The organism is Aquirufa sp. ROCK2-A2 (genome assembly GCF_054558485.1).
This window is the reverse complement of sequence record NZ_JBPXKA010000003.1, coordinates 16,099-38,750: the sequence shown is the minus strand read 5'-3', so window position 1 is coordinate 38,750 and position 22,652 is coordinate 16,099. Positions and strand designations below refer to the sequence as shown.

General features: G+C 33.9%; 18 protein-coding genes and 1 other RNA gene. 2 read left to right on the top strand and 17 right to left on the bottom strand.

Annotated elements, in window-relative coordinates; all coding sequences use genetic code 11:
• Nucleotides 1-27: 27 nt before the first annotated feature.
• The 5 genes from V7S76_RS05650 to V7S76_RS05630 form a co-directional block, all read right to left on the bottom strand.
• On the bottom strand, nt 28-1,449 hold the full coding sequence (locus V7S76_RS05650) for an MBL fold metallo-hydrolase RNA specificity domain-containing protein (protein ID WP_459509088.1): 1,422 nt from the start codon (nt 1,447-1,449) through the stop codon (nt 28-30).
• A gap of 75 nt (nt 1,450-1,524) precedes the next feature.
• The gene (locus tag V7S76_RS05645) at nt 1,525-2,571 is read right to left on the bottom strand and encodes a DUF6807 domain-containing protein (RefSeq protein WP_459509087.1); all 1,047 of its coding nucleotides are present in this window, start codon (nt 2,569-2,571) and stop codon (nt 1,525-1,527) included.
• Between the two features lie 74 nt (nt 2,572-2,645).
• Nucleotides 2,646-4,313 carry a RagB/SusD family nutrient uptake outer membrane protein gene (locus V7S76_RS05640; protein WP_459509086.1) on the bottom strand — a complete coding sequence of 556 codons (1,668 nt, stop codon included), beginning with the start codon at nt 4,311-4,313 and terminating at the stop codon, nt 2,646-2,648.
• 11 nt (nt 4,314-4,324) lie between these two features.
• Complete coding sequence (locus V7S76_RS05635) at nt 4,325-7,363, bottom strand: SusC/RagA family TonB-linked outer membrane protein (RefSeq protein WP_459509085.1); 3,039 nt, start codon at nt 7,361-7,363, stop codon at nt 4,325-4,327.
• 274 nt (nt 7,364-7,637) lie between these two features.
• Nucleotides 7,638-8,207, bottom strand: coding sequence for an RNA polymerase sigma factor (locus V7S76_RS05630; RefSeq protein WP_459509084.1), 570 nt, complete (start codon nt 8,205-8,207; stop codon nt 7,638-7,640).
• A gap of 265 nt (nt 8,208-8,472) precedes the next feature.
• On the opposite strand from V7S76_RS05630, the gene V7S76_RS05625 reads away from it, so the two are divergent.
• Nucleotides 8,473-9,873, top strand: a complete 1,401-nt coding sequence (locus V7S76_RS05625) for an APC family permease (RefSeq protein ID WP_459509083.1) — start codon at nt 8,473-8,475, stop codon at nt 9,871-9,873.
• Here V7S76_RS05625 and V7S76_RS05620 read toward each other — a convergent pair.
• From V7S76_RS05620 to V7S76_RS05570, 11 genes are all read right to left on the bottom strand, one after another.
• Nucleotides 9,863-10,777, bottom strand: a complete 915-nt coding sequence (locus V7S76_RS05620) for an alpha/beta hydrolase (protein WP_459509082.1) — start codon at nt 10,775-10,777, stop codon at nt 9,863-9,865. The genes V7S76_RS05625 and V7S76_RS05620 overlap by 11 nt on opposite strands.
• Nucleotides 10,774-11,694, bottom strand: a complete 921-nt coding sequence (locus V7S76_RS05615) for a DMT family transporter (RefSeq protein ID WP_459509081.1) — start codon at nt 11,692-11,694, stop codon at nt 10,774-10,776. Before V7S76_RS05615 ends, V7S76_RS05620 begins: the two co-directional genes overlap by 4 nt.
• Nucleotides 11,695-11,696: 2 nt before the next feature.
• Nucleotides 11,697-12,371 carry a tRNA (guanosine(37)-N1)-methyltransferase TrmD gene (trmD, locus tag V7S76_RS05610; RefSeq protein WP_459509080.1) on the bottom strand — a complete coding sequence of 225 codons (675 nt, stop codon included), beginning with the start codon at nt 12,369-12,371 and terminating at the stop codon, nt 11,697-11,699.
• Nucleotides 12,361-12,894 (bottom strand): ribosome maturation factor RimM, encoded by a 534-nt coding sequence (gene rimM, locus V7S76_RS05605; RefSeq protein ID WP_459509079.1) that lies wholly within the window; start codon nt 12,892-12,894, stop codon nt 12,361-12,363. Before rimM ends, trmD begins: the two co-directional genes overlap by 11 nt.
• 65 nt (nt 12,895-12,959) lie before the next feature.
• Entirely contained in the window at nt 12,960-13,610 is a 651-nt protein-coding gene (locus V7S76_RS05600) for a 30S ribosomal protein S16 (RefSeq protein WP_459509078.1), read from the bottom strand.
• Nucleotides 13,611-13,700: 90 nt separating this feature from the next.
• Nucleotides 13,701-14,053: RNase P RNA component class A (gene rnpB, locus V7S76_RS05595), an RNA gene on the bottom strand.
• Nucleotides 14,054-14,071: 18 nt separating this feature from the next.
• Nucleotides 14,072-15,349, bottom strand: coding sequence for a DUF4403 family protein (locus tag V7S76_RS05590; protein ID WP_459509076.1), 1,278 nt, complete (start codon nt 15,347-15,349; stop codon nt 14,072-14,074).
• Nucleotides 15,346-16,944, bottom strand: a complete 1,599-nt coding sequence (locus tag V7S76_RS05585) for a hypothetical protein (RefSeq protein WP_459509075.1) — start codon at nt 16,942-16,944, stop codon at nt 15,346-15,348. The genes V7S76_RS05590 and V7S76_RS05585 overlap by 4 nt, the downstream gene beginning before the upstream one ends.
• Nucleotides 16,945-17,108: 164 nt before the next feature.
• Nucleotides 17,109-17,855: a 3-oxoacyl-[acyl-carrier-protein] reductase gene (gene fabG, locus V7S76_RS05580; RefSeq protein ID WP_459509074.1), complete on the bottom strand. Its 747-nt coding sequence runs from the start codon at nt 17,853-17,855 to the stop codon at nt 17,109-17,111.
• 20 nt (nt 17,856-17,875) lie between these two features.
• A complete protein-coding gene (locus tag V7S76_RS05575) occupies nt 17,876-20,422 on the bottom strand; it encodes an ATP-dependent Clp protease ATP-binding subunit (protein ID WP_459509073.1) in 2,547 nt (848 codons plus the stop codon).
• A gap of 36 nt (nt 20,423-20,458) precedes the next feature.
• Entirely contained in the window at nt 20,459-21,109 is a 651-nt protein-coding gene (locus V7S76_RS05570; RefSeq protein ID WP_459509072.1) for a WbqC family protein, read from the bottom strand.
• A 40-nt stretch (nt 21,110-21,149) separates the two neighbouring features.
• Here V7S76_RS05570 and V7S76_RS05565 point away from each other — a divergent pair, with 40 nt between their 5' ends.
• Nucleotides 21,150-22,019, top strand: a complete 870-nt coding sequence (locus tag V7S76_RS05565) for a lysophospholipid acyltransferase family protein (RefSeq protein WP_459509071.1) — start codon at nt 21,150-21,152, stop codon at nt 22,017-22,019.
• On the opposite strand, the gene V7S76_RS05560 is transcribed toward V7S76_RS05565, so the two are convergent.
• Entirely contained in the window at nt 22,016-22,642 is a 627-nt protein-coding gene (locus V7S76_RS05560) for an L-threonylcarbamoyladenylate synthase (RefSeq protein WP_459509070.1), read from the bottom strand. The genes V7S76_RS05565 and V7S76_RS05560 overlap by 4 nt on opposite strands.
• Nucleotides 22,643-22,652: the final 10 nt, after the last annotated feature.

The window sequence follows — 22,652 nt, the reverse complement described above, 5'->3', positions numbered from 1 at the left end:
TTCGATATTTACTTTGCAAAAATAAAATTAAAGTACAAAAGATTCATTTTTTGTAGGTAAAATTACCTCGTTGTAACCAAGATCGTATAGAGATTCACTAAATTCCAACATACTTTCTTCTTCTCCATGGGATAAAAAAATCTTTTTTAATGATTTAGGATTTTGCTGTTTAACAAAGTCCAATAATCCATTTTTATCTGCATGGCCAGAAAAAACATCTATTTTTCGAATGGTTGCATTGACACGATATTCGCGATCTCGAACGCGAATAAGATTATTACCGGCTAATAATTCTCTACCTAAAGTACCTTCAGCAGCATATCCAATTAACAAAATGGTGCAATAAGAATTACTAATATTATCGGCTATATGTTGCTCTACCCTTCCACCCGAAATCATACCAGATGAAGATATGATAATACAAGGTTCATGATAATTTTTGATGGCTCTACTTTCTTTATCCGATTGCAAAAACTTTAGATTCTCAAAATCAAATAAATCATCGTATTCTTTTTGAAATTCTCGTGCCTCTGGATTTAAATAAGACAAAAATTTAGAATAAATTTTTGTTGAACTTTTACCCATAGGGCTATCTGTAAATACTCGAATAGCAGGAAAGTTTCGTTCTTCGATTAATTTATTCAAGGTGTACAAAACCGCTTGCGTTCGTCCAACTGAAAAGGCAGGAATGATTAATCGACCAGGTTTTTCTATACAAGTTTCATGAATGATTCGTGCCAAAGCATCGATTGGTTCTTCTTTATCTTCGTGAATACGATTACCATAGGTAGTTTCGCAAATCAAATAATCACAATTGGGAACTGGCTGTGGATCGATGTGCAAAGGATAATTCTTTCGACCAACATCACCACTGAAACAAATCGTTTTGGTTTCACCGTTTTCCGTAACAGAAAAATACACATGAGCTGCACCCAACAAGTGACCTGCCGGGTAAAATGTAAGTTCTAACCCAGGAATTATGGTGAATTTTCTATTAAATGCTAAGGTGACAAAATTACTAACTGCATTCTCAACATCTTTTTCCAAATAAAGATTCCCCTTTTTCAATAAGCGATCCATTTGTTTGTGTTTTTTCTTGCTTTCGCCTTGTGCCGCTTTTAATCTTCTTAGATGCAAGTGGGCAGAATCAATTAATAATAATTCTGCTAACTCCGCTGTTGGAGATGTACATAAGACTTGCCCTTCAAACCCTTCTCTATATAACATTGGAATATTTCCTGAATGATCAATATGAGCATGTGTTAAAACAACAAGATTGATTAAGGAAGCATCAAATGGGAAAAATGACTTATTTTCGATAGGTTCAGAATAATCAATATCCCTCTCCATATCCGTACCACAATCGATTAATACTTTGTACTCATCAAGTTCCAATAAAAACATACTTCCAGTAACTTGACGGGCGGCACCTAAAAAATGTAATTTCATATAAGCAAATAATTAGGGGCTCAATCGAGCCCCCTTTAAGTATACAAAAATACAAGATATTTCCTTAATTACGAATTATTTGACATTCTTAGAAAATTCAGATTGATAAGAATCTAACTCTTCTTTTGTTAAATTACGATCCGCGATGATGGTTCTATATCTAAATGTAACCGATTCCCCTTTTTTCAAAGTTAAATTTCGCTCATCTTTTCCATTACTAAATACCTTAGCGCCTAGAGGATTCACAGCAAATAAACCATACCCTCTTGCATGCCAATAACTTGGATAGCTAACATTAGATGGATGATCTAAAATGGCGATATTGATCGGATGATTATCCATTACACCTGTCAAATTCATCCATTTAGCTCTTGTGCTCCAAACCGCTTCACCGCTTATTCCTTCACTACTCAAATAATTTCCAGTGACACCCGTATTGTCCATGACTGGAACTTTGGTTTCAATTCCATGAGCATCCGTAAAAACATCTGGCTTATTGGATGGTATTTCTAATTGTCGTGCTACACGAATAGCAAACATTCCATCTTTTACATCCTTAAATAAGACATTATCTGCAATAGCTGTTAGAGTAGTGATACGATCAATTGTTCTCAAGTCCGAAATTCCTGAGAAAACATAGTTAGTTTTTTCATCTAATACCTTACTACCTTTGCCATCATTATCAATCCAACTAGCTGATACAACCAATTCACCTGATTTAGAACCACTTTTCATGCTTAGAACCTTTTCATGTACGATGGTACCCATTTTATGATTTTGCAAGGAAGAAACGATATTATTTGAATTATTCCAATAATCAAAACCGTTGACATCTTCATAATTTAACCACATGCCCACATGATGAGGGTGATCTACTCTTTCTCCAGCACGAGGAGCAATGGGATAACCTCTGGTTATGGTAGTTCCTCGGGCAGAATTGATAGGAAATAATGAAGCCTTTTTTAATGTAGCTTCTCCAGGTGCATAATAAGAGGTGAAATATTTACCCCCTACCATTACTTCTATTTTCTTTTCTCCATCCACTTTTTTCAAGTCCACCTTTTGATATTGTGAAAAGGCCACTGAACTTGTTAACAACATAATACTAAGAATCTTTTTCATATAAATGGGTTTAAAGTAAAATTCCGAAGAAAAGCTCCCTCGGAATTTTACAAATTACAGAAATCAATTTAATATTAATATCCTGAGTTTTGTGGGAAACCACCATTCTCAGATAAATCTACTTGTTTTTGCGGTAATGGACGAACTAAATGTCTTTCAGCGATGTTTGCACCTGCTTCAGTGTTATATTGTTTAACTCTTTCCAATAAATTTCCCCAACGCTTAAGGTCCATCCAGCGGGTTTGTTCGCCTGCTAACTCACGAGCACGTTCTTCCATGATTAGATTCATGTCTACTTCCGTCACTTTCATGTTTTCTTCCTTTCCTTTAGCAGCAGCACGTACACGTACCATATTGATAGCTGCTACCGCTTCTGCTTGCTTACCTAATTTGAATTGAGCTTCCGCTAACATCAAATAAGTATCTGCTAAACGATGAACAAAATAATCTCTAGATCCGTTTTCATAAGTCATATCCGGACGAAGTGGATCGAAGAATTTTTGCAAGGTAGGAAATAAAGCAAGGTTGTATAAACTAGGTACCAATACCTGATACTTCTTTGCAGCTCTTTCTGCCAATGGCATTTCATAACCAGGGATAAAAATAGTTGTATCTCCTGCCTTATAAGTAACTGTATTTTTAGAACCATCAAAGCTAGTATTGTACGTACCCGGCTTATTCGATAACCATGTATCTTTAAATGATTTTTTATAACGAGTATCATTCACACGATCTGCAAAAACAGTATTCAATAGATAAAGTGTTGGTCTAAGACGTTTGAAAGGACGGCCATTATTAACATCACGTTGCATACCAGGTTGTGTATCATATTGCATCCCAAAATACAAGTGTAATTTATTACCTTGATTATCTACAAATCCATTGGTTAATGGATCATTTGTGTATTGAACTGCAAAAATAACCTCATCATTGATTTGGTTTCCTTGATCAAATACCGATGCAAAATCAGGTAATAATTTAAATCCGTAATTGGAAATTACATTATTACAAAGTGTTGCTGCATTTGAATAATCAGATGCCTCAGAAAATTTAGAGGATGCACGAGTCAAATATACTTTTGCTAATAAATTTTCAGCAGCAGCTTTTGTCGCACGGCCATAATCAGAAGATGCCTTTTTATTTTCTAAGGCAGGAATAGCTTCTAATAAATCTTTTACGATTTGAGCATATACATCCTTCTCAGCAGCACGGGTTGCTGTTTTAGTTGGACCAGTCGTTTCCTTCAAACGTAAATCTAAAGGACCGAACTGTTGCACCAAAATAAAGTAGTAATGAGCACGTAAATACTTCATCTCTCCTACTCTTTGAGTTTTAACAGCATCAGAAATTCCAGTTACTTTTGGTGCACGATCAATTACAGCATTGATTGTATTGATACCTTTATACGTTTCATCCCACAATTGTTGTAAAATATCCACAGAAGATGTCAATTGAGAATCGTAAAAATGGAATCCTTTATAGGAACCGTCTGCTCCTGCACTGTAAATATCAGTACCATATTCAGACATTGTCAATCCTCTTTCCGTAGCATAAAATGAACGCAATGGAGTATAAGCGGCGTTAGTCGCAGCCACAAATCCTGGAGTCGTGGCGATATAATCATTACTAATATTAGATATTACCGTTTCTTTTAGCAGGTCGCTACAAGAAGCAGTACCCAACAATAAAGCTGAGGCAAGACCTAATGTTTTGAATGAATTTTTGATATATAAACTTTTCATTATTCTAGGGATTAAAATTTAATATTTAAACCAAAAGTGCTAACACTTGTTGCTGGCGTTACGTTATTATCCACATTACCATTAGATGTTTCAGGATCCACACCATTTTGCTTAGAACGATAGTCGGAGAAAATAAATGGTTGTTGGATACTAGCATAAACACGTAAAGAAGACAAACCTAACTTTGCAGCTGTCTTTCCTGGGAACGTATAACCAATGTTGATGTTACGAACTTTGATAAACGATCCATCAAAATACATAATGGCAGTATTATAGGCTGGGAACTCTTGGTTAAAGTTTGGACGAGGATAATATGCATTTGGATTATTAGGTGTATAATAATCTACTTTGATTTGGTTATAACGTCCTTGTAAGTAATTCGAATTTTGGTGGAATCTAGAAACAATTTGTTGTCCTTGACGAGTAAAGATAAAGAAAGACAAATCAAATCCTTTGTATGAGAAACGATTGGTGATACCACCTGTCCAAGATGGAACATCTGAACCTAACAAAACACGATCATCAGCTGAAATTTTACCATCTACATTGGTATCAGCCACTTTAATTTGTCCTACTGAAAAACCAAGTGCTTTTGCTTGTGCAGCTTCAGATGCTTGCCATATACCAGCATATTTATAATCAAAATAGGCTGATAATGGTTGACCAATAAACCATTTGTTTCCTACGTCATCTTTAGCTCCATTGTAAAGAGACAAAATTGCTTCTGTATTTTTATAGAAAGTGAAATCAGTTGACCATTTAAATCCACTCTCAGAATCAACGTTTACAGTTGACAAGGAAATTTCCACCCCTTTATTTTGAGTTTCACCTACGTTACGTGTAACTGCTGCAAAACCTGTAGAAGTTGGTAATTGATCAGATAATAATAGATCAGTTGTATTTGTTTGGTAATACTCGATCGATCCAGCAATTCTACCTCTAAAGATAGAAAAGTCAGCACCTAAGTTTTGAGATGTAGAAGTTTCCCATTTCAAATCTGCATTTCCCAAAGTATTTGGACGATATCCGTAAGCTGCATTGGTGTTCCAAGCATAAGAAGTTCTACTTTCTAAACCTTGTGTTTGATAAGGTGAAAGTCCTTGGTTACCAACTTGAGCAAAGGAAGCACGTAATTTTAACTCATCTAACCAAGTTAAATCTTTCATGAAATTCTCTTGGTGTAAATTCCATCCTAAAGCAACCCCTGGAAAATTACCCCATTTAGAGTTTTCACCGAAACGAGATGAACCATCACGACGCATCGTTGCTGTAATTAGGTACTTACCTTTGTAATCATAATTCACACGTGCCATGTAAGAAGCAATCGTCCATTGAATTAAATTCGAACCCACTCCTTGAATAGAAGATGCATTACCTACGTTATAAAAAGCTTGAGTTTCCACCGGAACACCTAAAACACTTTGTGTATATTGTTCAAAGTTATCACGCTGCATAGATTGTAACAATGTTACACCTAAATTATGGTCTTTAAATTGCTTATTATAAGTCAAAATATTTTCCAACGTAAAGTTGAAACCAAAACGATTATCTGTTGATGCTGTTGGATTTCCCCCTTTGATATCATTGGTTAAAGCACCATTGAAACGTCCATTACGAGAAATAGTGAAATCTGGTCCAAAATTAACACGATATTTCAATCCATCTGCGATTTGATATTCTGCATAAATACTGTTGAAAATACGATATTTTTTTGTTTCATCAATTTTTGCACCAGGAACAATTTCATTCAATGGGTTGGTTAATAATGCATCATCTGTTTGTTGGAAAATTAAATTACCACTATCATCATGTGATCTTGCCAATGGGTTTTGAGATAATAAATAACCATAAGGATTTAAATTAGCACCATTGGTTATTGCATTCATAAAATAGGTAGATGCTCCAATTTTCAATCTCTTATTTACTTGATGATCAATGCTTGCACGCAAGGAATAACGAGTAAAATCTAATCCTTCAATAATTCCTTTATCTTGGAAATAACCAGCATTTATAGAGAATTGAGTTTTGTCATTTCCTCCTTGAATACCCAAAGCATGATTTTGTTGAATACCTTTTTTAACCATCATATCTTGATAGTCGGTTGTTCTATTCAATTTAATACCTTCTAATTCAACAGCAGTAAATAATTTAGAATCGGCATATGCATCAATCACGCCAGTTGGAACGGGATTTCCATTGGCATCTCTATATGTACCACCATTAGGTAATGAACGACGAGATTCACGTTTCATTTCAGCATATTCTGCTCCTGTAAATAAGTTGATTTTATCTAAAGTTTGAGTAGAACCTACATATGTATCGTAAGAAATAACTGTTTTACCATCTTTTGCACCACGCTTTGTTGTGATTAAAACCACACCATTCGCACCACGAGCACCATAGATAGCTGTAGCGGTTGCATCTTTTAGGATTTCCATAGATGCCACATCATTCGGATTCATATCTTCATAACCACCTGATAAAGGAATACCATCCACTACATATAAAGGATCATTTCCAGCATTAAATGAACGACGTCCACGAATCAAAACCTTAGGAACAGTACCCGGCTTACTTCCTGATTGAGCCACATCCACCCCAGCTACACGACCTTGCATCGCTTGACCTAAGTTGGTAATTGGCATTTCAGTAATCATTTTGGATGTTACTGATGAAATTGCACCGGTAGTTTGACTCTTTTTCTGAGTACCATAACCTACTACGATAACCTCAGTTAAATCTTTGGTATCGGCTGCCAAAGAAATGTTAATTTGAGTTTTTGACCCAACTGTAACTTCTTGGTTGTTGTAACCAACAGATGAGAAAACTAAAACTGCATTTGAACTAACAGAAATTTTATAATTTCCGTTTGCATCAGAGGACGTACCTTTCGAAGTTCCTTTAACAGAAACTGTCGCACCTGGAATTCCTGACCCATCGTCTGAGGCTGTCACTCGTCCCGTAACCATACGGTCCTGAGCAAAAATCTGAAAGCCTATAAGTATAAAAAATATACTTGATAGAACCTTTGAAAGTAATTGTTTTTTCATAGGGTGTTAATAATTAGTTAAATGATTGCAAAGAATTTTTTATTTTTTCCCATAATTCCTCGCTTTCAAAATGGGATAACTGGTTATTTTCAATTTCCTTTTTACACCAGTACTTAAAAGAAAATTTTTCTATCCATTTGGAAACATCCTTTTTAGATGATTTACCATTGCTAAAAGCTTTATTTCCAAACATTAATCTTGTGCTAAACTTTATATTAACCTATAAAGCAGTACAGATTCCTTTTATACTCAAATTTTTCACAATAAAATACCATTAAACAACAAGGGCCTCTTTTGATAAATTAGATTTCAAAATTCTTAAAGCTCCAAATATTAAATTGTAGACCGATTGATTGTTGATTTTCATGGATTCGCTTATTTGTTCAGTATCCATATTTTGATAATATTTCAACAAAATCGCCTCTTTTTGTCTTTTACTTAATTTACTTAGGCTATTTTTTAATAAAAATTGAGTAGTAGATTCATCCTCAAAGCGAATCATCGTATATTCTTGACTTTGAAAATTTTCAACGTTTTCGATACTATAATTGGAATAATGATTCAACGATCTTAATTGACCTTCCATCTGACGAATCAATTTTCGTTTGATCGATGCCATTAAATAAAACTTAACGCTCGTAGTGGGTCCTAAATTGGAATGATTTTTCCATAATTCGACAAATAAATCATGCAAGCAATCTTTGATCAACTCTTTATCACTCGTAACTCCCAAAGAATATGAATAAAGGGGTTGTACAAAATTTTGATAAATCTCAGAAAATGCTTTTTCGTCTCCTCCCCTAAATTTCTCCCAAGCCAAAATTTCATTAAATGTCTTTTTCATACGTATTAACCTAAATTGTATTATTCGTTTTTAGTCACATATCATTTCAAAATAATGATTAAATAACCTTTCTAATATAGAAACATATAATATTAAAATTCAAAGAAATTCTTAGATTTATTTCTGCAAACGTTTACGGAAACGTTTACAATTTTTATTTTTTTGAAAGAGAGTATTAAATGCTTAAAAAATAAGGTAATCTTTAAATGTTTATACTAAAAATCAACAAATTGAAAAATTGTCTAATTTCAAGAAATGAATCTTTATGAATAAAAAATTAAACACCTTGGATGCCACCATGTTGGTTATGGGATCCATGATTGGCTCAGGAATATTTTTAGTAAGTAGTGAAGTTGGACGTTCAATCAATAGTGGATTTTGGTGGTTAGCAACTTGGCTACTTACTAGTTTTTTAACCATAACAGGTGCCTATGCCTATGGAAAATTATCAACCATATTCCCTAAGACAGGTGGACAATACATCTATTTAAAAGAAGCCTATTCTCCCATGATTGGTTTCTTATTTGGTTGGTCCACTTTTCTTGTCATACAAACCGGAACCATAGCGGCAGTAGCAGTAGCGTTCGCAAAATATACAGGACTTTTGTTTCCTCAAATGATTAATGAAGCACCATTGATTGGAAATTGGATTAATACCCAACAAATTTTAGCGGCAGGATTAATTTTGGGATTAACCTTAATCAATCTAAAAGGAATTCAATTCGCTTCGTTGGTACAAAATATTTTTACTATCACGAAAATAGTTGCTATCCTATTATTAATTATTATTGGTATTTATGCAGGTTTAACAAATGGATGGATTCATTTTGGGAATTTTTTCAAAGCTCCTACTACTTTTAACTCAGTCACAAACAGTTTTGAATCCATCGATACATTAACTTTCATAAGCATCTTCGGTGCTGCTTTGATCGGACCTCTTTTTTCATCATCTGCTTGGAACAATGTGACCTTCGCATCAACAGACTTTCAAGATCCGCAGAAAACCATCGCAAGAGGTTTAGTATGGGGTTCTGCTTTGGTTTGCTTATTGTATGTTTTAACCAATATTTCTTACTTAGGTATTCTCCCACTCCAAGGAAATATGAATGGTTTAAATGCTTATGATAAAGGCATTATGTTCGCAAGTCAAGATCGCTTGGGTTCTGCAGCTTTGGAAAGTATGATAGGCGGAATTGGAGGAATAGTAATGGCCGTATTAATCATGATTTCAACGTTTGGTTGTAACAATGGAATTATACTAGCCGGCGGACGATTATTTGAAGCAATGGCCTTAGACAAATTGTTTTTTTCCAAAGCGGCCATCGTTAATAAGGCAGGTGTACCAGCCAATTCATTATTGATTCAAGGAATTTGGGCTATCCTGCTTTGCTTTACAGGATCCTACAGCGCATTATTGGATTTCACTGTCTTTGCGATTTTGTTATTTTATTTCCTTACCGTAATGGCTTTATTTAAAAATAAAATATCGCAAAATACCTTAACATTGAATAACAAAATTCTATTTAGTATTTATCTAATCCTGCTAAGTTTTATTGCACTTAATTTATTGATCGTAAAGCCAGTGTCTTCCCTCATTGGTTTGGCCATTGTTTTAATAGGAATACCCATTTACTATTGGATGAAAAATAATGCTCTTAAAGTATAGCCTGACTTTTAAACCAAATCGATAAACTTTCAAACCAGTCATCTTTGGTTGTTTTATTATTCAAACCAAAACCATGCCCACCATTGGCAAAAACATGTAAATCTACTTTTACATTGTTTTTAACCAAATTTTCAGCATAAATAAGTGAGTTCTTTAATGGGACGGCTTTGTCATCTGCTGCATGAACAATAAATGCTTGAGGTGTTTTGTTTGTAATTTGTTCTTCATTTGAAAATAAATTAAGCAATTCCTCTGAAGTGTTAGGCCCTATCAAATTATTCTTACTTCCTGAATGAGTGAAATCTCTAAATGAAATAACAGGGTACAATAAAATTTGAAAATCAGGTCTTAGGTTAACGCCATCATTGAATCCTGTGTAATCTTTATTAAAATGGGTTGCCGCCGTAGAAGCTAAGTGACCCCCAGCTGAAAAACCCATGATTCCTACTTTGGTAGTATCTACTCCCCATTGAATAGCATTCTTTCTTACCAATCGAATAGCTTGCTGTGCATCTTGTAAAGGAGCTATTTTTTTATCTATTTGGTTGGCTGAATTCGGAATGCGGTAATACAAAACCAAAGCGTGAATACCCAATTCATTCAGTTTTTTAGCAATATCCGAACCTTCATGCGAGGCTGCCAAAATACTATATCCTCCACCTGGACAGATAACAACTACAGGTTTATTTGGATTACTTCCTACATTGGAAGAATAAAAAGCATAGGTAGGTTTACTGACTTTTGAAATACGTAAAATACCAGAAGTAATCTGGCCAGTTTGTTCATTCGGTGTTTCGATGTAATTAGGAATAGATTTTGCGTAGAGAGGTAAAAATTCTTGAGCCATAATAGTAGAACATATTGACATAAATAAAATGGTCAATAAAATTGAATGATTTTTCATAGTTTAGATTGTTTTGTATTATCCGTTGTAATTAAAACAACTGCCAATAGTATGAAAAAACTGGCTAATAGTAAAATATTATGCAATTTTTCCTCTAAAATAATATTACCCAAAATTAAGGCTAATACAGGATTGACATATGTATAAGTCGCAACCAGAGTAGCATCACACACCTTTGATAAATATCCAAAGATGGAAAAGCCCATCATACTACCAATTAAAGCTAAATAAAAAAAGACCGCGTAAACTTTTACGGGTAAATTTGAGAAAATGATGGCAGAATGATCCTCAAGAAAATAACTGGCAGTGAAAGCGAAAATCGCTCCAGTAATCATTTGAATGGAACAAACTTGGGTAAAGTGATAGGTATTCGCACCATTGTGTTGTATAGAAAAAACACCTAGATTCCAACCAACAACGGCGATACTAAGAAATCCAATCCCCTTCCAAAATTCCATTTCTTGACCAGGTATAGCCAACGATTTCTGTGATGCTAAGATTAATATGCCGATCATACCCATCAGAGTACCTATTAATTTTTTCTTAGAAGGCTTTTTGCCAGCCATCCAAAAAAACATGACCAACAATAAAGGTCCTAATGCCATGAAAACAGAAGAAAAACCACTGGGTACGATGGTGCCAGCAAGTGACATAAATCCATTTCCAAAAAAAATCAATAAAACTCCGGCTAATAGATGAGTCCTTAAGTCTTTGGAAGTCATTTTCCTCCAATGCTTTCCGAAAATAGACCAAATAAATAAAAGGGAACCCGCAACTATGTTACGACTAAATGTGATAAACAATGGTGGTAAATAACCCAATAAAATTCGAACACTCAAAAAGGTAGAACTCCAAACCAAATACAACAATCCTAAAGAAATAAGAATTCTAATGGTGATTGTTTGGTTAGCTTTCATCTTTAGTCTAATAAATCAGGTCTTCTTTGTTTGGTTCTTAAAACTGATTGCTCATAACGCCATGCATCAATTTTTTTTTCATGTCCTGATAGTAAGATTTCAGGTACATCCATTCCATCGTAACTCGCTGGCCTAGTATAAACAGGTGGCGCTAGTAGTCCATCTTGAAATGAATCTGTTAAAGCGGAGCTTTCATCCCCTATCGCTCCAGGAATAAGTCGTATGATTGAATCTGCACATACAGCAGCAGCTAATTCTCCACCTGATAGGACATAATCGCCAATGGAAATTTCTAACGTAACATATTTTTCTCTAATCCGTTCATCGATCCCTTTGTAATGACCACAAATAAATATCAAATTATTTCTTAAACTTAATTGATTGGATAAGCCTTGGTTCAATACTTTACCATCAGGAGTAAAATAAATGATTTCATCATAGGTACGTTCTTTGGTCAGCGATTGAATACAATTGTGCAAAGGTTCCACGGCAATCACCATACCTGCTCCTCCTCCAAAAGGATAATCATCTACTTGTCTGAATTTTTTGGAAGAAAAATCATGTAAATCATGTAAATGGATTTCTACTAAACCTGCATTGGCAGCTCTTTTACAGATGGAATGTTCAAAAAAACTATTCATCAATGCTGGTACAACAGAAATTATATCAATTCTCATCTTCTAAATATACTTCAAGTAAACCATCGGGCAAATTGGTTTGAACAATCTGATTCTTTTTATCAACTTTAGGAACTATCTCATCCGTTAAAGGAATTAAAACCTCTTTCAATTTATAAGTCATCACAATGACATCTTGAGCTCCAGTTGAATATATTTCCTTTACGATTCCCAGATTACCTAAATTTAGATCTACTACTTGATAACCGACTACTTCATGATAATAGTATTGGTCGTCTTTTAATTTTGGCAAAAAACTAAGAGGTAAAAAAAGCTTGGATCCAACTAAATCTTTTGCGGCATCTATAGTATCGATTCCTTCCAAAGAGATTAAATTTAAATTCGATTTAACTTGGATATCAACGATAAAATAGGGCACTAAATCATTTCCTATTTGTACAAATACTGAGCTTAGGCCTTCATACTCGTATGGATCATCTACATCTAGGTAAACATGAAAAGCACCTTTAATCCCGTGAGGTTTTGAAAGTGTACCTAATTCAAAATATTCTTGCTTTGCCATATATACAAAAAAAAATCATACAAATCTGGTTAACAAATTTGTATGATTTTCAATAAAAATAAAAATTATTCAGCAGCTGATTCTTCGGCAGGAGCTTCTGGAGTTGCTTCTTCAGCAGCAGGAGCTTCTGGAGTTGCTTCTTCAGCAGCAGGAGCTTCTACAACTTCCTCAGTGGTTTCTTCAACCTCTACGCCAGTTGCTTCTTCTTCAGCTTCATTGATTGCATCAACTACACTTGCAACGATTGCCTCATCTTCTACTTTGTTTTTAGCAGCAATTGCTTCAGCTCTTGCAGCAGAAACTTTTGCTTCAGCAGCTAATACAGCAGCTCTAGAATCATCTTTCGATTTTTGTAAGCCAGTTGACTTAGTTTGAATCTTAACTTCTTTCTCTGCTTTCCAAGCTTCAAACTTAGCATCAGCTTGTTCTTGCGTGATAGCACCTTTAATCACACCCACTTGAAGGTGTTTTTTGTACAAAATACCTTTATAAGACAAAATTGCTTTTGCCGTATCCGTAGGTTGAGCACCATTCATAACCCATTTCAATGCATTTACTTCGTTTAAAACAATTGAAGCAGGATTGGTATTTGGATTATAAGTTCCAATTTTCTCAATAAAACGACCATCACGTGGAGCACGTGCGTCTGATACTACTACATCGAAAATTGCTAATTTCTTGCGTCCACGACGCGCTAATCTGATTTTAACAGCCATTTGAAATGGGTTTATGAAGGATCTCGTCCTTCGAGTTTAAAAAATGTCTGCAAAAATACGATTATTGATGTAAAATTGCAAACAAAAAAATGAGAAAATAAATCTATAAGCCGAATTCTGTAGGTGTAAACACCCTCTTATCATTTATCTTGAATTTGCATCACTACAAATTTCTAGCAATCTACCCACTGACATCGGGCGAGCAACCCTTTTGTCTTACGACAGTCAGCCTATTTGATCTTGCAACTCGTGAGGTTTACCTATGCCAAATTTGTCGCCAAATTTGCGGTGGGCTCTTACCCCACCTTTTCACCCTTACCCGAAGGCGGTAATTTTCTGTGGCACTTTCTGTCGATTCTTTCGAACCTCCTTCCCGTTAGGAAGCACGATGCTCTATGTTGTTCGGACTTTCCTCTTTAAAAAGCGATAAGACGATTTATTTTCTCGCCACAAAACTACATTTATTTTTTCAAAGTATGTTCACCCTGAATAAAACCCCTTAAATTCACAGCTTGTCCATTCCATTGAATATCTTCTAAAATCAATTGGTCATTTTTCGATTGTATCAACTCATTATTGGCAAATAACTCCTTAATTCGTTCATTTAAATTAAACCGATAAGCATTCAATTGATTTGTGATTCTTTTCTGGGCAGTCCTTTTAAAAAGGGAACTCGAAAAGGGTAAATGGTTGAAAGTTAAATCATTCACTTTTATTCCTATTTGTTCATCTGAATAAATGACAGGTATTAAATCCAAGGTTAATCTTGATTGAACACCTTTAAACGATTTTAATTCAAATGATATATGGGAACTATCTGCCTTCAAAAATGTTAATTTAACATTGTTTTGTTTTAATTCTGACCTCAAACTCTCTGTGAAAATGTTCTCTAAATAAGTATAACTCAAATTAACGTTAAATGATAGCTTGGAAGTCGAATCATTCGAAATACGTCCGAATTCAAAATTGGCGTTTTCATCGTAAGCGCGAACATTATATTTATCCAATAATTCAACTTTTGATTGAATTTTTAATAAACCAGAAATCCCCTCGGACTGAAAAGCAATCCTATCTAAATCAATTTTTGTCTGATAATGGTGAAATACAAAATCTTGAAAAACGATAGGCTTCAGTTCTTTTTTTAATCTATATTCCCAATAATTGAATTGCAATATTCTATTGGTATAATTGGATAAGCTAGTAAGGATACTACTTTTCTGATTTTTTATTAATTGATCGATTAAACCAGTGACATTAACTCCAAATCCCATCACTTTTACAGATGGTCTTTCCATCCAATCATATTCAAAATCTAGCTGATTGCATTTTAATTTCTTGAAATCTGAAATATCCAGTTTTGTTTTTATTTTCAAATGCATTTTACCTGTCACTTTACCTGCCGAAAAACCAGATAAATTGGGTTCTGCTATCCATGAAACAGGAAGTGTGATTTCAATTTGATCTTTTGAAATTGGATGTATGGTGATTTTACCTGCTTGCGTAATTTGAAGTGGTAGGTTTGAATTTTCATTTTTCGAATCAAATAACACTTGTCCCTCCCCCGTTTTCAACCATTTAAATAATGTATCATAGCTGATTAATACGTTTACTTTAGCTACACTTGACTTATTTTTATCCAATCTTGCTTGGTATTGAGCCATTGATTTATATGAAACCTCAGGCTTCCGGCAAGAAACGATCATCATCAAAACAACTATAAAAACTATCAGATACTTCATAATAAACCAGTTTTTTTCCTTACCAACCATTCCACAAAAATTAACATAATTATCCAAAACCAAAACCATTTATTCTCATGTATTGAATTTACTTGGGGAATTGATTTAGATAAAACTTGTTCCTTCGGTGCTTCTAATTCAAGACTTTGCAGATCCTTTAGTTCAACAATTTTGATATTGTTCAATTGTTTCAAATACTGTATTATCGAACTATTTCGGCCTTGAACAGATTCTGGCGAAGCAAATTCTACTACTAAGTCTCCTATGATTTCTTTCTTTTCAGCCTGATCATCTTTCACATGATACTTATAATTTCCAGGCTCTATTGTAGGAATAACAAAATCATTGATACCAAAATGAGGAGAAAAGCGATAACTATATTTTTTAAATGGATACTTAATATTAGTCAAATTGAATTCAACACTGGGTAATTTTAAACTATCCGAAACCTCACAAATTAAATGCAATGGTTCATTTTGTTTCACTTTTGTATTTTTCAAATAATAGACATTTCGATTTTCATCATTTTGTAAAAATACTTGATACAACCAAGATTGTACCGTTGAATCTAAGGTTTTACGCAAATTTGCTCGTGTTCCTTCTGCCATTTGAGAATCCCATAATTTCAATTTAAAGTTCTTTCGAGCTGATTTAGGGAATTTTAAATCTGAATTAATAATTAATAGATGCTTTTTATTCAAAAGAGGTAATTCAACCATTGGGTTTCCAAAAATCAAAATGTTAAGATTTTCGGATTTAGAACGATTAAATTCCCAATCTATTTTTAAGTGTAAATTTTTAGCCACACGATTAATTACACCCATATCAGGATGTGGGTAGTCAGAAAGTCCTAAGATTTTTGCTCGTTCCTTCACAACCATCCATTCAATGGTTTTCTGATCTAATAGACGATCCGAATATAATTTTACATCAATTTTGTGCTTACCTATTTGAGAATTTTTTAAGGTAAAACTGGATTCTTGTAAAGAATAATCTTTACTCAATGTGAAAGTCTTGTTAAACTTTAAACGATTATCCACCCAAAACTCCAGGTTTAACGATTTATCCTTAGAAATCAAATCTCCAAAAACGCTTATGGGAAATAAAAGTTCTTCATTATATACAGATATAACACGTTGTTTTGGAATTGAAATACTGAATTTTTCCGATTTTGTAATTTTACCCCATGGAATCAGATTAAATATATAGGGTAATTGAAATACCTCTTCAAACTGACTTATTTGGAAATCTGAAAAAGTATAAATAGCACTTATTTCAAATTTGGAACCCCAATGTACAATTTTGGATCCTAATGCCTGAAAACTCGAATTAGTCTCTTTAAAGGATACATCATCAATAACCAAGGGTTGAGTTGTATGAGATATTACTTTTAGTTCTTCCTCAGGATGTTTCAATTTTATGATGAAAAGGATGTGCTTAAGACTTTGTAAAACCTCATTGCCTTGACCAGTTTTCATAGAAGTTGAATTATCCACGATTAACAGAACTACTTTCTTTTTTTCTAATGGATTAACTTGCTCATATTTTACATCAAAAATCGCTAAAAGAAAGCAAATGAATAGAATGAATTTCAAAGAATTTGATACGATTTTGCCTATCCATTTGAAGTTGTAGATATTAGGCTTTACTTTCTTTAAAACTAGAAAATAAAATCCTGTAAAAAGGATAAAAAGAAACCCCAATGAAAGCAAGACGATCATTGAGGTTTTTTCTGTAAAAACGAAAGAAATGAATTGCATTAGGTTAATAAGCCTCCATCTACTTGAATAACTTGTCCTGTTACATAAGAAGATAAAGCTGATCCTAAAAATAAACAAACATTGGCTACTTCATCCGCTTCACCGCCCCTTTTTAAAGGAATTGCTTTTTTCCATTCATCCACGGTCGCAGCATTTAATTCGCCTGTCATTTCTGTTTCAATAAATCCTGGAGCAACAGCATTACAACGAATATTTCTTGATCCTAATTCCAAAGCCACTGATTTGGTGAATCCAATGATACCTGCTTTTGAAGCTGAATAATTAGCTTGACCTGCATTTCCTTTAATTCCTACGATCGAAGTTAAATTAATAATGGAACCTGATTTCGCTTTCATCATTGGTTTCAAACAAGCCTTGGTTAAATTAAAAACCGACTTTAGATTCACCTCAATGACCTCATCCCATTGCTCCTCACTCATTCTCATCAATAAACCATCTCGTGTAATTCCGGCGTTGTTAATTAATACATCAATTTTGCCAAAATCTGCCAAAACAGCATTCACTAAATCTTCCGACTCCACATACTTGGAGGCATCTGAACGATATCCTTTAGCTATAATTCCATATTCTGATAATTCCTTTTCTAAGGCTTGACCTTTTTCAACTGAGGATAAATAAGTGAAAGCTACGTTGGCTCCGGCCTTCGCAAAAGAAGTTACAATAGCTCTACCTATCCCACGAGAGGCACCAGTAACTAAAACAACTTGATTTTGAACTAAATTCATGTTTATATATTATGATTATACTAATTTACTACTTTCCGAATGATGGATAAATCTTCCGCTCCCTCAGCGAAATCTGCTTCAATCATTTCATGTTCTTGCAATGGACCTCTCAAAATCTCTTCAGCCAAAGCATCTTCCAAATATTTTTGAATGGCTCTATTTAAAGGTCTTGCACCATATTGAGGATCATAACCCTTATCGGCGATAAAATCTTTCGCTTTTTCAGTTAGTTCCACATGGTATCCTAAATTGGTTAAACGTGATTTTAACTTAATCAACATTAAATCAATGATCTTGTGTAAATCAGCTCTTTCTAATGAATTAAAGACAATAATATCATCCAATCTATTAATAAATTCAGGCGCAAAAGCCTTTTTTAAAGCATTTTGAATAGTTGTTTTGGCATGATCATCTAAATTGTCTGTTTTCGATTTTGTCGAAAATCCAATTCCAGATCCAAAATCTTTCAGATCTCTGGCTCCAATGTTCGAAGTCATGATAATGATCGTATTTCGAAAATCAACCCTTCTTCCTAAGCCATCCGTTAATATACCATCATCTAAAACTTGCAATAACAAGTTGAAAACATCTGGATGGGCCTTTTCAATTTCATCTAATAAAACAACAGAATAAGGTTTTCTTCGAACTTTTTCTGTCAATTGACCACCTTCTTCATACCCAACATATCCTGGAGGAGCTCCAACCAAACGAGAAACGCTAAATTTCTCCATGTATTCACTCATATCGATTCTGACCAAAGCATCTTCTTTATCAAATAAATACGTCGCTAGAACTTTTGCCATTTCGGTTTTTCCAACACCCGTGGGTCCAAGGAATATAAATGAACCAATAGGTTTTTGTGGATCCTTCAGACCAACACGCGTTCTTTGAATGGCTTTAACCAATTTTTTAATCGCATCATTTTGACCAATGACACTTTTCTGTAATTCTTGTTCCATCAACAAAAGTTTCTCACCTTCTTTGGCTGCCACACGATTTACAGGAATACCCGTCATTTGCGCGATGACCTCGGCGACATTTTCTTCGTTAACTGTAAACTTTTGCTTTTTAGACTCTTCTTCCCAAATGTTTTTAGCTCGTTCCAATTCTTCAATTAAACGCTTTTCACGATCTCTTAATTGAGCAGCTTCTTCGTATTTTTGAGATTTAACTACTTGATTTTTTTCTTTCTTAACGATTTCAATTTGTCCTTCTAAGGCAACAATATCCTCGGGAACATTGATGTTTGAAATATGAACACGAGCACCTACTTCATCCATTACATCAATAGCTTTATCAGGTAAAAAACGGTCAGAAATATAACGATCCGATAATTTAACAGCAGCAATGATAGATTCTGAAGTATAATTCACATGATGATGTTCTTCGTACTTATCCTTGATATTATTTAATATTTCAATGGTTTCTTCAACTGTTGTTGCGTCGACCATAACTGTTTGAAAACGTCTAGCTAAAGCACCGTCTTTTTCAATATATTGGCGATACTCATCTAATGTGGTAGCTCCAATAACTTGAATATCTCCTCTAGCTAAAGCTGGTTTGAACATATTTGAAGCATCCAATGATCCAGATGCACCACCTGCCCCTACGATAGTATGTAATTCATCAATAAATAAAATGACGTCTGTAGATTTTTCCAATTCATTCATCACAGCTTTCATTCGCTCTTCAAATTGACCACGGTATTTAGTACCTGCTACAAGGGATGCGATGTCCAAGGTCACAACTCTTTTCCCAAACAATACACGAGAAACCTTCTTTTGAACAATACGCAATGCCAATCCTTCTGCTATAGCTGTTTTACCAACGCCCGGTTCTCCAATCAAAATTGGATTATTCTTTTTACGTCTGGATAAAATTTGAGCAACTCTTTCTATTTCTTTTTCTCTCCCTACAATAGCGTCTAACTTACCATTTTCTGCTATTTTAGTTAAATCTCTACCGAAATTGTCTAAAACAGGTGTTTTACTTTTTTCAGTCCCTTTGACATTGGAAGTAGAACCTGAAGGATTGTTGGCAGATGAACCAGCAGAATACAATCGATTATCATCCTCATTATCATCAGTATCGGAAGAAGATTTTGGACTAATATCTTGACCGTTACCTGCTTGAAATTCTACCATCTCTTTGATAAGATCGTAGTAAACTTGGTATTTTTCTAAAATTTGGGTCGCTACATTATCTTCATCACGAAGAATAGCCATTAATAAGTGATCTGTTTCTACTAAATTGGTTTTGAAATATTTGGCTTCCAAATAGGTTAATCTTAAAACCTTTTCAGCTTGCTTAGTCAAAGGAATATTTAATAAACTATCCCGATCAAAACTAGATTTGCTTGTAGAAGAAGTTGAATGCTCAATGCTTTGTCTTAATTGGTCTAAAGATACACCCGAACGAACTAATAAATTAATTCCAGGCCCTTCCCCATCACGAATCATGCCCAACATTAAATGTTCTGTTCCAATATAATCATGCCCCAATCTCAAAGCTTCTTCTCTAGCTAATGATATGACATCTTTTACTTTATTTGAAAACTTCGCCTCCATATCTTTTTATTAATTTAGTCTCAAAACACAACAATTTTACTTTATGTTCAATTGATTCAAACTTTTTATTAAAATTTCATTTGATTCCCTACCATGATTCATTACTAAATCCAATACGGACAAATTTGGAACAAAATTATCTCCAAAACATTGTCTGTAAGGATATTCAGCATACAAACCTCTTTGCTTCCAATCTATTTTGGAGTTAATAAGGTTATAATATGAATCTGATACTGAGTCTTTAAACGAATGTGTAAATGAAAAGTTCAAGGCCTTACCTGTTATTTTCATCACTAGGTTTAAGAAATCAATATTTAAATCTACTAAAAATTTATTTTTTTTCGCAAAAACATGTAAAATTAAAGGTTCAAAGTACTCGAAATAAGGAGCTTTTCCATAAGCAGCATTGATTCCTCCGATATGTCGTCGCATCCAATCTTGGGAATAATCAATTTTAACATCCTTGATAATTTGTTTTTGCCCGCTTACGTGTTCAATGGGTACAGTTAGTACCTCTATCCCATTAGCCCCTAAAATATGCGTACGATTTCGATAAGTTTGTTTAGTAAAATTTTCTTCTAGCTCAAAATCAATCGATGAACTTGAATGAATCAAAGCAAAATATTCAATCGAGGGTAAATAATGTAATTCAATGTGCATTCCCAAAAATAAATAGGATATTTGCAAAACTAAAGGATTACTAGAAATTTTAATCAGATTTTAAGCAATGAGATTTTATCAACTAATTGGAAAGTTGCCATTATTTATACTTTATGGGTTTTCAACTTTTGTACAATACCTTTTTTATTATGTCATATCCTATCGAAAAAAAGTAATCCAATTAAATCTTAAAAATTCCTTTCCAACATTAAGTCAAAAAGAAATTAACCACTTAAATTTTCTATTTTATGGTTATATGGCTGATTTATTGGTGGAATTCTTTAAAGGATCTAGTATTTCTGAAAAGGAAATATTGAAACGGGTCAATATTGTAAATCCGGAGGTTATTCAAGATTTTTTGAATCAAAATATTCCTGTAGTTCTAGTCGCAGGACATCAAGGTAATTGGGAATGGGCTATTCATCGTTTGGCCTTAACAAGAAACACGAATGATATTGTCTACCAAAAATTAAACAATCCATCTTTTAATGAATTTACAAAAAATGTCAGATCTCGTTTTGGGAATGTTGTTTTATTGGAAAAAAGAGAATCAGTTGTCTTAACAAAAGAACGAAAAGACATACCGCGAACCATTTGTTTAGCAGCAGATCAAGCACCACAAAAACCTGAATCAGCTTATTGGACATCCTTTATGAATCAAGAAACGGCCTTTTTTACAGGCATGGAAAGGTTTGCTAGGGAATACAATTATCCAGTTGTTTTTTGCGAATTAATTCGAACAAAACGAGGGTACTATCAAATGACCTATTCAACCATTGCTAATACTCCCTACACAGATTTAGAAAATGGAGCTATTATTGAAGAATTTTCCAATCATTTAGAAAAAGCCATTAAAACCTATCCAGACCAATATCTTTGGTCACATAAACGCTGGAAACATACTAAACCAGAAATAACAAATATTCGTTGGAATTAAAGAAAATCCGAACAATCACCAGCACCTTCGCGAATAATTTCAAATTCGTCATCTGATATCTGAATGATACTTGACGGTATTGCACCACCGTATCCACCATCCAAGATCAAATCGACTTGAAGTTCGTATTGATCAAAAATTAAACTTGGGTCTGTGTAATATTCAATTTCTAAATTCTCGACAGGTAAAGAAGTAGTTAAAAGTGGATGCCCCAATTCTTTTACAATTTCTAAAATAGGATTATAATCAGGAATCCTTACTCCAACTGTTTTTTTTCCTTGAACTAAAATGGAAGGTACTTTTGAACTTGAAGGTAAAATAAATGTGTAAGGGCCTGGTAAATATTTCTTTAAGGTTTTAAATGCCAAATCACTTACTTTAGCATAATTAGAAATACCGCTCAAATCATGACATATAAACGAAAAGCGATTTTTTTCAACCTTTACACCTTTGATTTCACAAATTCGATTGATTGCCTGAGTAGAGTTAATTGAACAACCAAGCGCATACATGGTATCTGTTCGATAGATAATAACTCCATTTTTGTTTAGTACCTGAACAATCTCTTGAATGGAAGCAGATGAATTATTTTTATCATATAGTTTCAGTAATCTGGCTGCCATTATTGTATTT